15 protein-coding genes are annotated in these 13,189 nt (G+C 43.3%); 11 read left to right on the plus strand and 4 right to left on the minus strand.

Going from position 1 to position 13,189, the window contains the following annotated elements; all coding sequences use genetic code 11:
* Positions 1-224: 224 nt before the first annotated feature.
* From NI469_RS00515 to alr, 11 genes are all read left to right on the plus strand, one after another.
* Positions 225-1,022, plus strand: coding sequence for an RDD family protein (locus NI469_RS00515; RefSeq protein ID WP_085064867.1), 798 nt, complete (start codon positions 225-227; stop codon positions 1,020-1,022).
* 298 nt (positions 1,023-1,320) lie between these two features.
* Positions 1,321-2,415 carry a ubiquinol oxidase subunit II gene (gene cyoA / locus NI469_RS00520; RefSeq protein ID WP_044108868.1) on the plus strand — a complete coding sequence of 365 codons (1,095 nt, stop codon included), beginning with the start codon at positions 1,321-1,323 and terminating at the stop codon, positions 2,413-2,415.
* A 3-nt stretch (positions 2,416-2,418) separates the two neighbouring features.
* Positions 2,419-4,407, plus strand: a complete 1,989-nt coding sequence (gene cyoB / locus NI469_RS00525; RefSeq protein WP_005252153.1) for a cytochrome o ubiquinol oxidase subunit I — start codon at positions 2,419-2,421, stop codon at positions 4,405-4,407.
* Positions 4,408-4,411: 4 nt separating this feature from the next.
* The gene (gene cyoC / locus NI469_RS00530; protein WP_004278786.1) at positions 4,412-5,032 is read left to right on the plus strand and encodes a cytochrome o ubiquinol oxidase subunit III; all 621 of its coding nucleotides are present in this window, start codon (positions 4,412-4,414) and stop codon (positions 5,030-5,032) included.
* On the plus strand, positions 5,032-5,358 hold the full coding sequence (locus tag NI469_RS00535) for a cytochrome o ubiquinol oxidase subunit IV (protein ID WP_004645410.1): 327 nt from the start codon (positions 5,032-5,034) through the stop codon (positions 5,356-5,358). Before cyoC ends, NI469_RS00535 begins: the two co-directional genes overlap by 1 nt.
* A 10-nt stretch (positions 5,359-5,368) precedes the next feature.
* Positions 5,369-6,247, plus strand: coding sequence for a heme o synthase (cyoE, locus tag NI469_RS00540; RefSeq protein WP_153566251.1), 879 nt, complete (start codon positions 5,369-5,371; stop codon positions 6,245-6,247).
* Between the two features lie 376 nt (positions 6,248-6,623).
* Positions 6,624-7,010, plus strand: coding sequence for a 30S ribosomal protein S6 (gene rpsF / locus NI469_RS00545; RefSeq protein WP_004278789.1), 387 nt, complete (start codon positions 6,624-6,626; stop codon positions 7,008-7,010).
* Between the two features lie 12 nt (positions 7,011-7,022).
* On the plus strand, positions 7,023-7,250 hold the full coding sequence (rpsR, locus tag NI469_RS00550) for a 30S ribosomal protein S18 (RefSeq protein WP_004278792.1): 228 nt from the start codon (positions 7,023-7,025) through the stop codon (positions 7,248-7,250).
* A gap of 9 nt (positions 7,251-7,259) precedes the next feature.
* Positions 7,260-7,706 (plus strand): 50S ribosomal protein L9, encoded by a 447-nt coding sequence (gene rplI / locus NI469_RS00555; RefSeq protein ID WP_004278793.1) that lies wholly within the window; start codon positions 7,260-7,262, stop codon positions 7,704-7,706.
* Between the two features lie 216 nt (positions 7,707-7,922).
* The gene (gene dnaB / locus NI469_RS00560; protein ID WP_253172836.1) at positions 7,923-9,365 is read left to right on the plus strand and encodes a replicative DNA helicase; all 1,443 of its coding nucleotides are present in this window, start codon (positions 7,923-7,925) and stop codon (positions 9,363-9,365) included.
* 49 nt (positions 9,366-9,414) lie between these two features.
* Positions 9,415-10,485 (plus strand): alanine racemase, encoded by a 1,071-nt coding sequence (gene alr / locus NI469_RS00565; protein WP_253174215.1) that lies wholly within the window; start codon positions 9,415-9,417, stop codon positions 10,483-10,485.
* Between the two features lie 47 nt (positions 10,486-10,532).
* Here the strand turns inward: alr and NI469_RS00570 are convergent, their stop codons facing one another.
* The 4 genes from NI469_RS00570 to NI469_RS00585 all read right to left on the minus strand — a co-directional run bounded on the left by NI469_RS00570 (position 10,533) and on the right by NI469_RS00585 (position 13,172).
* Positions 10,533-10,964 carry a BLUF domain-containing protein gene (locus tag NI469_RS00570; protein WP_191112145.1) on the minus strand — a complete coding sequence of 144 codons (432 nt, stop codon included), beginning with the start codon at positions 10,962-10,964 and terminating at the stop codon, positions 10,533-10,535.
* Positions 10,965-11,045: 81 nt separating this feature from the next.
* On the minus strand, positions 11,046-11,780 hold the full coding sequence (locus NI469_RS00575) for a proteasome-type protease (RefSeq protein WP_159516005.1): 735 nt from the start codon (positions 11,778-11,780) through the stop codon (positions 11,046-11,048).
* A 13-nt stretch (positions 11,781-11,793) separates the two neighbouring features.
* Complete coding sequence (locus NI469_RS00580) at positions 11,794-12,573, minus strand: transglutaminase family protein (RefSeq protein WP_180190917.1); 780 nt, start codon at positions 12,571-12,573, stop codon at positions 11,794-11,796.
* Positions 12,570-13,172: an alpha-E domain-containing protein gene (locus NI469_RS00585; protein ID WP_253174216.1), complete on the minus strand. Its 603-nt coding sequence runs from the start codon at positions 13,170-13,172 to the stop codon at positions 12,570-12,572. Before NI469_RS00585 ends, NI469_RS00580 begins: the two co-directional genes overlap by 4 nt.
* Positions 13,173-13,189 lie beyond the last annotated feature (17 nt).

Consider the following 13,189-nt stretch of genomic DNA (forward strand, 5'->3'; position numbering starts at 1 on the left):
AATGGCAATAATAATGAATAACCATTGGATGTTCGGGAAGATATTTTTAAGAGTGGTGATCCTTGCAATTTTGTATGGGCGCATTTTTAATGAGAAATATGATTGAAAATCCTCAATTAATCTATATCTTACGATAAGAGGATGTTTGTTTTCAAAACAGAATTCAATACAATCTTGATCAAAGCTATTATCAGTTCACATTTATATATTGAGATTCAGTCTATATGCAGATTTACTTGGCACGAAACAATCAACAAGCTGGTCCATATACGCTCGAGCAATTGAATCAGATGCTGGCGAATCAACAAGTCATGCTGACTGACCTGGCATGGCATCAAGGCATGACAGAATGGAAAGCCTTAGGTGAACTTACCCAAGGAAAATCGGTATATCAACCTGAAGGTTATGTCGCTCCGGCAGTCACACCTGAAACACCGATATTCCAGAACAGCCAGCCAACGACTTCGGCCTACTCACAGCCTCATACTCAAACAGCGACTCAAAAAAATGAACTCGCCAGTATTCCAAGCCGTATCCTGGCCAAAATTGTAGATGTGTTACTGTGGTTACCAGCAACCTTCATTTTGACTGCATTTTTTACCCCTGAACAGGAAACGCGGTTTGCACAACTGAATGAAGAGTTCATGAATGTCGTGCTGAGTAGCGATGCAGATCCTGCACTGGCCCAACAATTACAGACTCAAATGTTTGAGATGTTTTCTCAGCAGGCGTGGCTTGCCACAGCGGTCTATTTGATTATCATGCTGGCCATTCAAGCCTTTCTGATTGCCAAATCAGGCCAAAGTATTGGTAAAAAGCTGACAAAAATCAAAATTGTAGATGCCGAATCAGGTGAAAAGACCAGCCTGTTACGCGCCTTCACTATTCGTAGCGTATTTTTCATATTTTTAAATATTGTATTTATGCCACTGAGTTTAATTATTGACTGGGCCTTCGGGTTGGGCAAAAAACGTCAAACCTTGCACGATAAACTCGCAAAAACGCAAGTTGTGAAACAATAGTGCAGGAATACACAAAATGGGATGAATATCATCCCATTTTGATTACAGAACTTTGAAATTGAAATAAAATTCCCATAAATCCCCCCCAATCCAGACCAGCAAAATCGGTTTTTATTACAGGCATTTAAAGCGCCCTAGATATAGCTTAGTTCGTGAATCTCAGGCATAATGCCCTACAACGTAGCGGTGTATTGTGATTAATAGGATGTTTTGTAAAATTCAGCCTTTTTTGTCATGTGCACTTTAATCGCTATCCCATATTAAATTAGGGAATGGGACTCTTCACCGAGGTTGTAAAATGAGACAAACGATTTTAGCTGTATTGTCTTTATCTGCGATGACTGCACTCTTGACCGGGTGTGGTGGTGATATGGTACTTCTGAACTCTAAAGGTCCAGTTGCAGCAGGTCAAAGTAACCTGATGATGACTGCGATTTACTTAATGCTATTGGTGGTTATTCCATCAATCATCATGGCATTATGGTTCGGTTGGAAATATCGTGCATCGAATAAAGACGCAGACTATAAACCTACATGGACACACTCTACTGCGATTGAAATTGTAGTATGGGGTATCCCTGTCATTATTATTGGTATTTTAGCTTGGTTAACTTGGTGGGGCTCCCACAAGTATGACCCATACCGTCCAATTGAAGCAGATAAAGCACCATTAACTGTTCAAGTTATTGCTGAGCAATTTAAATGGATCTTCATCTATCCTGAGCAAGGCATTGCAACTGTTAACGAATTGCGTTTCCCAGAGAAAACTCCGGTAAGCCTTCGTTTAACCTCTAACTTCACGATGAACTCGTTCTTCATCCCGGCGTTAAGTGGTCAGATTTATGCAATGGCAGGTATGCAAACTCACCTCAACCTATTAGCTGATGAAACTAGCCCAGCTGAAGGCTACCGTGGTTTCTCTTCAAACTATTCAGGTTACGGCTTCTCACAAATGCGCTTCCGTGCACATTCTGTGACTGATGCCCAGTTTGCCGAATGGGTTTCTGCTATTCAGGCAGGAAACGGTACTTCAGTTAACCCTAATGCAGTACAAAAAACTGTTCTAGACCAAGCTGAATTTGCAAGCTTACGTGACGGTAACCGCGGTGTTCACCAGATCGAAGCGATTATTGCAAGAGCTAAGACTCCTGAAGAGAAGGCTGCTGCTGAAGCAATGAAGCCTTACCCTACTAAGCCACATCCTGTGACTTACTACTCTTCTGTAGAGCAAGGTTTGTTTGAATCTGTGATTCACAAGTATATGAGTAACTACCACGGTGCTGACCATTCAGCTCCTGTAGAAGCTGCAGCGACTGATGCTGTTGCTCATGAAGCGTCTGCTTCTGAAGCTCATGTAGCTGGTGAACATGCGACTGCTTCTCAAGGAGAATAAGACATGAGCTTCTTAGGTAAGTTAGGTCCGGATGCAATTCCTTACGATCCAATCGTATTGGCAACTGTTGCAATGATGATCTTGGGTGGTATCGCAGTTGTTGCCGGTATTACCTACTTCAAAAAATGGGGCTACCTGTGGAACGAATGGTTCACATCTGTAGACCATAAAAAAATTGGTATCATGTACCTGTTCGTATCGATCATCATGCTGGTGCGTGGTTTCGCCGATGCGATCATGATGCGTCTTCAGCAGTTCCTTGCAAAAGGTGGCGGCGAAGGTTATTTACACCCTGAGCATTACGATCAGATCTTTACCGCGCATGGCGTGATCATGATCTTCTTCGTGGCAATGGGTCTTGTTGTTGGTTTGATGAACATCTCTGTACCGCTTCAAATCGGTGCACGTGACGTTGCATTTCCATTATTAAACTCACTCAGCTTCTGGTTATTCGCCGGTGCTGCGGGTCTAATGATGGTGTCACTCGCGTTAGGTGAGTTCGCTGCAACAGGCTGGATGGCATACCCTCCACTGTCTGGCATTGAATACTCTCCAGGCGTAGGTATGGACTACTATATCTGGGCACTGCAAATTTCAGGTCTGGGTACGCTATTAACGGGTGTTAACTTCTTCGTTACCATCATCAAAATGCGTGCGCCTGGCATGAAACTTATGGAAATGCCAATCTTTACCTGGACATCTTTATGTACAGCAGTATTGATTATTGCGGCTTTCCCAGTGTTGACTGCAACAATTGCAATGTTAACGCTTGACCGTTACTTCGGTTTCCACTTCTTTACTAACGACTTGGGTGGTAGCCCGATGTTGTACGTGAACTTGATTTGGACTTGGGGTCACCCGGAAGTATATATCTTGGTATTACCAGCATTTGGTATTTACTCTGAAGTTGTTGCGACTTTCTCGCGCAAAGCATTGTTCGGTTACAAATCAATGGTGTATGCAACAGTAGCAATCACAGTATTGTCATTCGTTGTATGGGTTCACCACTTCTTTACCATGGGTGCAGGTGCCAACGTTAACGCGTTCTTCGGTATCATGACCATGATTATTGCGATTCCTACAGGTGTGAAAATCTTCTCTTGGTTATTCACCATGTACAAGGGTCGTATTGTTTACACTACTCCAATGCTATGGACACTAGGCTTCCTGGTAACTTTCGGTATCGGTGGTTTAACAGGTGTATTGATGGCGGTTCCACCAGCGGACTTCCTGGTACATAACTCTTTATTCCTGATTGCTCACTTCCATAACGTAATTATTGGTGGTGTAGTATTTGCGATGTTCGCAGGTATCATCTTCTACTGGCCGAAAATGTTCGGTTGGAGACTGAATGAGACTTGGGGTAAAGCAGCGTTCTGGTTCTGGTTCTTCGGTTTCTACTTTGCGTTCATGCCACTTTATATCCTTGGTTTCATGGGTATGACACGTCGTTTGAATACATTTGACAACCCAGAATGGGACCCGTATGTAAATATCGCGATGTTCGGTGCAGTTCTGATTGCGCTTGGTATCGTATGTTTCATTCTGCAAATCGTGGTTGGTTTCTTACAACGTGACCAACGTCTGGATTTGACTGGCGATCCATGGGATGGTCGTACCCTTGAATGGGCGACATCTTCTCCTGCTCCGTTCTATAACTTTGCTCATCTTCCAAAGATCAATGGTATTGATACTTTCTGGATCGAGAAAGAAAATGGTGTTGCGTATGCAAAACCAACGAAGTACGAAGATGTTCATATGCCAACTAACCGTGCTGCCGGTTTCGTTATCGCGATGTTCATCACTGTTATGGGCTTCGGTTTAATCTGGCACATCTGGTGGTTAGTAGTTGTTACGTTCCTTGCTTCTATCATTAGCTTCATCGTGTCTTCTTTCACCAAGAAAGTGGATTACTATGTTCCAGCTGCTGAAGTTGAGCGTATTGAAAACGAACGCTATGCGATTCTTGAAAAACACTTGAAGAAGGACTAAGACAATGGCTGAAGTACTTCATCACGATAACCACGGACACGATGAGCATCATCATCACGATGATACTGACATCACCGTCTTTGGTTTCTGGACTTACTTGATGAGTGACCTTGTCCTGTTCGGTACACTCTTCATTGCGTTCGCTGTTTTGAGTAGCCACATTCCTGTGGGTACTCCAAGTGCGAGAGACCTGTTTGGCGACTCTTTAGGTTTCGTTCTTACTGAAACCTTCGCCCTCTTGATCTCTTCTGTAACCTTTGGTTTTGCAGTTCTTGCTGCATACAAAAAAGACGTTGCAAAAGTACTGACTTGGTTAGCGATTACTTGGGTATTCGGTGCTATCTTCATCGGCATGGAACTATATGAGTTCAATCATTTAGTTCATGCTGGTCACGGTCCAAGCACAAGTGCGTTCTTATCTGCGTTCTTTACTTTGGTAGGTACGCACGGTATTCACGTAACTTCTGGTCTGGTCTGGATGATCGTGCTTATGGTTCAAATCAAGAAATATGGTTTGACTCTTGCAAACACGCGTCGTCTAGCTTGCCTAAGCTTGTTCTGGCACTTCCTTGACATCGTTTGGATCTGTGTATTCAGCGTAGTTTACTTGATGGGAGTTCTGTAATGAGTCACGATCATAACGCTGCTGGCGAATCACACGGTAACGTTAAGCAATATACTGTTGGCTTTATCCTTTCTGTCATCCTTACCGTAATTCCATTCGGTATGGTGATGGCAGGCGGTTTTGGCCGTGGTATCTTGATTACTGTCATCGCGATTACTGCGGTTGCTCAGATTCTTGTGCAGTTAATTTACTTCCTGCATATGAACTCTTCTTCAGAGCAACGCTGGAACGTGATTGCATTCGTGTATACCATCTTAACTATCGCTATTCTTTTAGTGGGTTCTGTATGGATCATGAATTACCTACACTACAACATGATGATCTAAACTGGTCGTCATGCTGAAAAAGTATTTATTCCTGACTAAGCCAGGAATTCTCTTCGGTAACTTTGTTACCACTTTGGGTGGCTACTTCGTAGCCACCCAAGGTTCTGTAGATTTCCTTCTCCTGCTTATTACCCTTCTCGGTACTACGCTTGTCGTAGCATCAGGATGTGTGGTCAACAACGTGATTGACCAGGACATCGACCAAAAAATGCAGCGCACCCAAAACCGTGCTCTGGTCACCAAAACCATTTCCGAACCTGTTGCCCTGGCCTTTGCTCTGGTATTAGGCATCGTTGGTTTTAGTCTTTTATGGTTCTGGGTAAATGCGTACGCTTTCTTATTCGCGGTGATTGGTTTTGTCGTATATGTTGGTTTCTACAGCCTATGGACAAAACGAACCACAATTCATCAAACTGTTGTAGGCAGTATTTCTGGTGCAGCTCCGCCTGTCATTGGTTATACCGCAGTAGCCAATCAATTTGACCTTGGTGCGTTACTGATCTTTTTAGGTTATGCGCTATGGCAAATGCCTCACTCATGGGCGATTGCGATTTACCGCTTTGATGATTACAAAAATGCAGGCATTCCGATTCTGCCTGTAGCGCGTTCGATTCATCGTACCAAGATTGAATCACTGGTTTATGTGGTGTTATTCACGCTGACCATGAATGCGTTATTTGTCTTTGGTTATGCCAACTGGTTCTATGCAGTGATTTTAAACTTACTGTGCATTTACTGGTTATATATCGGTGTCATTGGATTTAAAGCTGAAAATGATCAACTTTGGGCAAAGAAATATTTCTTGTTCTCGGTGATCCTGATTACTGTCATCAGTATTATCTTTAGCTTTACCTCAACTGCGCCATCTACACAGATTGTGTTTTTTTAAAAAGATAGAGTTAGTCTCTATCTTTTTTTATTTTGATTTTTCTTCCTGTTCCAAACCTCTGTATACAGAATCAACATTTCAGCCTTAAGCGCTATTGATCTTGATTGTTTAACTTTCTTATATCATTCACTCATTTTTATTTTAGAGTCCTATCTCAATAAGTTTAAGCGGGCTAAGACTGTTTAAAGCTATAACTACTTTGCCCGTAAAGATATGGAGCGATAGATATAATTTCGCAAAAACCGCTTATCTGGTTGAAATTATCCCTAAACATCACTACAATTCCCCCTTCGCAAACACTGCGACACAACTTTGGTTGTGACTCCTTGCTTCAATTTACTTAAATTGGGGCTGTCCAAACCGTAAGGAGCTGACAATGCGTCATTACGAAATCGTACTTTTAGTACACCCTGATCAAAGCGATCAAGTAGTTGGTATGGTAGAACGTTACCTAACTCACATCAAAGAAGCTGAAGGTCAAATCCACCGTCTTGAAGACTGGGGCCGTCGTCAATTGGCTTACCCAATCAACAAGATCCACAAAGCTCACTACATTCTTATGAATGTTGAGTGTGGTCAAACTACTCTTGATGAGCTTGAAGAATTGTTCCGTTATAACGACGCAATCATTCGTAGCCTTATCATCCGTCGTGAAAACGCTATCACTGAAGAGTCACTATTGGCGAAGAGTGCTGAAGAAAAACGTGCGCGTAAAGCTCAACGTGAAGAAGCACAACACGCTCAAGACTCTGCTGAAGCTTAAGGAGAACATAACATGGCACGTTTTTACCGTCGTCGCAAGTTCTGCCGCTTTACAGCTGAGAACGTTACGTACATCGACTACAAAGATATCGACACTTTAAAACAGTACATCACTGAAAACGGCAAGATTGTTCCTAGCCGTATTACAGGTACTAAAGCTCGTTACCAACGTCAATTAGCGTTAGCTATCAAACAAGCTCGCTACTTGTCTTTGATCCCTTACACTGACAATCATAAGTGAGGTTGAGCTGTGGATATTATCTTATTACAACGCATTAAAAACCTAGGTAAACTAGGCGATAAAGTTTCAGTTAAAGCTGGTTACGGCCGTAACTTCCTTATCCCTCAAGGTAAGGCTGTTGCTGCAACTGAAGCAAACACTGCTGCTTTTGAAGCTCGTCGTGCTGAACTTGAGAAAGAAGAAGCTGCTATCTTGGCTGCTGCTCAAGCACGTGCTGACCAATTGAACGAAGTGAACATCGTTATCACTGCGAAAGCTGGTGACGAAGGTAAACTATTCGGTTCTATCGGTACTCGTGACATCGCTGACGCGTTGACAAATGCTGGTCTAGAAGTAGACCGTGCTGAAGTACGTCTTCCAAATGGCGCGCTTCGTCACACTGGCGAATTTAACATCGCAATCCAATTGCACCATGATGTTACTGCAGAAGTTCTAGTTACTATCGTAGCTGAGTAATTTCTCGCCTCAAAAAGAGCATGCGAAAGCATGCTCTTTTTTTATCTCTAAAAAATATAATCTAGCCAACACTGTCAAATTCATTTTATTATTCGTGTTTACAAAAAATTGCACTTCGCATTTTTGATCAGAGCGCGTATCATTTCATCTCGTAGTGAATAAACGCTATTCATCTCCGACGATATTTAACCATTGTATTTAAAATCAGGGATTTATATGTCACAGGCGAATGCCAGCAAAAAGGTAGCTCCTGCTAAACGGGAAATTGTTACTGAAAATAGCAATCTCAAGGAGTTCCGTACTCCACCCCACAATTTAGCAATTGAACAGGCTGTACTTGCTGCCCTTATGACTGTGGCTGAATCTTTTGAACAGGTCGGTGATGTGCTGACCGAAAATGATTTTTATGCCACCCGACATAAATATATCTTCCGTGCTATTGAGCAGCTCTCTAAAGAAAACTCACCTTATGATGCCGTTCTGGTGCATGACTGGCTCATCAAACAGAATTTACTCGATGCCATTGGTGGTGAAGAGTATTTAATGCAGCTGATGGCAGATTCACCATCGAGTTTCTATAACCTGGAAACTTACGCTGGGAAAATTAAAGAGTTTGCTACCCTGCGTAGCATGATTAAAGTCAGCTCTGAAATTTTACAAAATGCCTATGACACCAAAGGCCGTACCGTCAGTGAAATTCTGGATCTGGCTGAGACCAATATTTTCTCGATTGCCGAACAACATAATAACAATGCCAAAGCACAAGGGCCTAAGCCGATCAACTCGGTCGTCGCAGACGTATTTGATAAATTAAATGAACTGTCACAAATGGAAGGCAGCATTACCGGTTTAACTACTGGTTTTGTGGAACTGGATAACAAAACTTCCGGCATGCAATCCGGTGACCTGATTATTGTCGCGGCGCGTCCTTCCATGGGTAAGACCACCTTTGCCATGAATCTGGTCGAAAGCGTTTTATTCAATAACAATCTGCCTGCTCTGGTCTATTCAATGGAGATGCCTGCCGACTCGATCGCCATGCGTTTGATTTCTTCATTTGGTCGCGTGCACCAGGGACATTTACGTTCTGGTAAAATGGACAGTGATGAATGGTCAAAAGTCACCAGTACCATTGTGCATTTACAAGAAAAAAATCTGTATATCGATGATTCTTCTGCGCTGCCACCAACAGAATTACGTGCCCGTGCGCGTCGTATTGCCAAAATGCATGGCGGAAAACTAGGCTGTATCATGGTCGATTACCTGCAGCTAATGAAAGTCCCTGGCATGGGTGATAACCGTGTTGGCGAGATCTCGGAAATTTCCCGAAGCTTAAAAGCTTTAGCGAAGGAAATGCAGTGTCCGGTAATTGCCCTGTCACAGCTTAACCGATCGCTGGAGAACCGTCCGAATAAACGTCCGGTGATGTCCGACTTGCGTGAATCCGGTGCGATCGAGCAGGATGCCGACTTGATCATGTTTATTTACCGGGATGAGGTTTATAACAAGGAATCTAAAGAAGCTGGCACTGCCGAAATTATTATCGGTAAACAACGTAACGGCCCGATTGGTACCGTACGTCTGGCATTCGAAGGTCAATATACCCGCTTTAGTAATCTCTCACCTGAGTTCTATGCTCAGTATGATGATGAAGAGTAATCAGACTCTCGTCATCACATTTCCATCGTCCCTCTAGGAGTAATTTAGGGTGCGTCAAGCTACAGTTTATATTGACAGCGCTGCGCTGCAATATAATTTAAACCGTGTCAAACAACTTGCCCCAACCGCGAAAATAGTCAGCATGGTAAAGGCCAATGCTTATGGACACGGAGTTAAAGACTGCTTAGCAGCCTTAAGCGAAACCGATGCCTTTGGTGTCGCCTGCCTGCAAGAAGCCTTGGAAATTCGTGAATTAGGCTATCTACAGCCGATCACGCTCATCGAAGGTGTTTTTTCTGCAGATGAGATGCCAATCATAATCGAACAGAATATTGAAGTCATTGTGCATCAACAGGCACAAGTCGACTGGTTAATTGCACATAAAGATGCCTATATCGCCAAAGAACTTAAAGTCTGGGTCAAACTGAACAGCGGCATGAACCGCCTGGGCTTTAAGATTGAAGCGATCAAAGACGTAATTTATACGCTAAAAGCCGCAGGCTTTACTTGCGTGCTTGCCATGCATTTTGCCAATGCCGATGCTGAGCATCCACTGAATGATGAACAAATCCGTCAATTCTTGGAAATTAAAAATGACTGCGCGCCAATTTTAGCTTCTTGCTGTAACTCGGCTGCAATCTATAAATATCCAGAATTGCATTTTGACTATGTCCGTCCCGGAATCATGCTCTATGGCGCGACGCCTTTTGCAGACCGTGATGTACATGACCTAGATTTAAAACCGGTCATGACCTTTACCGCCGAGATTATTGCCTTGAATGAGATTCAAGCGGGTGAGCATGTCGGTTACGGTTCTACGTTCACAGCTGAACAGGACATGACTTTAGCAATTGTTTCAATTGGCTATGGTGATGGCTACCCTCGCGCTTTCCCTAAACAGAACTATATCGCGATTAATGGCCAGCAAACTCGCGTGATCGGCCGCGTAGCGATGGATATGATCGCTATTGATGTCACAGGGTTAGAAGTGCAATTGGGCACAGAAGTCGAACTTTGGGGTAAAACCCGTCTGGTGGATGATGTGGCTGAAGCGAATGGCACGATTGGTTATGAACTATTATGCCGACTGAGCAATCGTCCACTACGCAAAATGGTCTGATCTAGTCTTCAAAGTAAAAAAAGCCCAACATAGGTTAGGCTTTTTCTTTAGGCTGACTTTTGTTCTTCGCCCTGTTCTATGCATAATTGCATTAATAAGGCATCGACATGGCTTTGCTGAAAGGCAAAAGGATTAAAGTCATCAAATCCCATTTCCCGACAGAATTGCTGGATCTGACTGCGTTTGGAAATATATTTCATGGACCAGTCCGGGAAACTTGGATATTCAATTTCCTTGGTCTCAAATAATTTAATATCCTGATGGCGTGGATCTTTATTCAGTCGCTCCACCAGCAGACTCTTTAAAGTAAGACATTCACCTTCCAGACATTGAAAAAAATGCCCATCTGCGAAATACAGTACACCTGTCACTTGATGCTGGTAATTAAAATCACGAGCTTCTTTCAGGATATTCGCCAAATCTTCGAGTAAGTCAGTTTTGGGAGAAGTACTTTTACTGGCGTAACAAAATTGGTACATGCGCTAACTTCTCTATTTTTATTATGCTGAACCGCATAGAAGTTAACACTGTACGCGAAAAACCTGACTCACGATAGGTTTTTATAAGAAATACTCATTAGAGGGAACTGGAAGTTCTGCCAATCCTTTTTTCAAGGTCTCTGACCATTGCCGGCTGATTGCCGTGAAATACTCATCATCTTCGGCAATACGCTTGCCTCGTGGCATGATCAGACTGTCTTTTTTATAGACCAGCACATCGAGTGGCATACCGACCGATACATTGGAACGTAGGGTCGATGCAAATGAAATCAGGGAACAGCGCAAAGCTTCATCCAGCGGCATATCATAAGTCAGCGCACGATCCAGGATCGGCTTGCCATATTTACTTTCACCAATCTGGAAATACGGCGTATCGCGTGTGGCACAGATAAAGTTCCCTTGCGGATAGACATGATAAAGCTGCATATCCTGATCTTTAAGTTGTCCACCGACCAGCAGATTACAATAGTAATTGCTTTGTTCCGAAATATCGCTCGTAACATTCGCAATCACTTTCTTCAGCATACTACCCACCAGCTCAGCGACATCAAACATGGTGTGCAGACTCAAGATATTGGGTTCCTGCTTCAGTTCGAGCTGATTTTTGATATGCCCAATCACGGCTTGTGTGGTTGCCAGATTTCCGGATGCCTGTATGACGATCATACGTTCACCAGGAATACCAAAGGTATACAACTTTCGAAATACAGAAATGTGATCTACTCCGGCATTGGTCCGGGTATCACTGATAAAAAGCATACCTTGCTCTAAACGTAGTGCACAACAATACGTCATTCATTCGTCCTTATTAACATCCTAGCACTTGAACGATGGAATGCATGGATTCCACACCGCCCTTTTCTCTGACACCGCGTACCGGCGCCACATCCCAGTAATCCCGTCCAATCGCCACATAAACATGCGAACTTGGAGTAAACAACAGATTACTGACATCAAAACAATACCATGTCTGGTCTACAAACACCTCTGCCCAAGCGTGACTGGCCAGATGCGAAGCATTTTGTGCATATAAATAACCAGAAACATAGCGTGCAGGCAAACCTAGATATTTGCACATGGCAATAAAAATATGACTATGGTCCTGACAGACGCCCTGTCTGGACTCAAAGGCATCTATTGCAGAGCCTTGCACTGAAGTACTGTTGGAAATATAAGGCACATGCTCCAGCAAGGCCTGTGCCAGTCCAATCAAATGCTGACGGGTTAATGCAGGAACATGACGTTGTGCAAAGTCTTTCATTGCTGCATTACATTGTGTTGATTCGGTCGGCTGTAGAAAAAGATTGGGATTGATTAAATCATTCAGTCCACTCTGATGCGCAGGATTCAGCTCAACAATCCCTTGCGCCATGATGGTCAGGGAATGATAAGGCTCCCGCTGGCTACAGGTCATCCACAGATTATGAAATGCATCTTTCCGGATTTCTTTATTACCCGGTACACTGATATCCCAAGAATGAACCCGCTGATGCGCATTGCTCGAAGGCATCATTTTAATGTACTGAATACTGTTCCTCACCTCGGCCGTGTACATATAGTGCGTTTGGTGATTCACCATCAATTTCATACATCTGCCTCAAACAGTTGATGAATATGGTCGCTAAACTGATAGAACTGGATTCGATTCGGCTCTGTACGTAACTGCTCCCAGTACTGTTCCAGATCATCCCAGCCCATTTCTACGAGAATTCTGACCACATAATCAATCTTGCACAGTGTAGTACTGGTTTCTTCACCCAGGCGTAACTGGTGATCGAGCTGTTCGACACATTGCCCTAAACTGAAAAACAGGAAGATATCGGAAGATTCGGCTTCCAGAATATCTTCACATTCCGTTACCACTTCACAGATATAACCGGCATTTTTGTCTGCGGTTTTGATCAGTTTCATCAGTTCTGCATAGCCTGAAGCAGACAGCACCCCACGCAATTCCTGAATATTGTCTTTGGCCACTTTAAACTGCTGGCTAACAGACGCCACTTGCGTAGGATCAAGTACCAGCTCATTTAAGGAACTGGCATCAAAGGCAGGTAAACAGAAAGCATGGGCATATGCCACTGCCGCTTCGTCTTCTAAAAATGGAAAGCGCGCACATAAAAAATGAGTGCGAGATAAATAACGCCCTAACCAAAAAATATGTTGCGCATTGCTATTCAGCAAAACCATGACATTTTCCTTCTTTG

Source organism: Acinetobacter lwoffii (assembly GCF_024129735.1).
GTDB classification, from domain to species: domain Bacteria; phylum Pseudomonadota; class Gammaproteobacteria; order Pseudomonadales; family Moraxellaceae; genus Acinetobacter; species Acinetobacter lwoffii_H.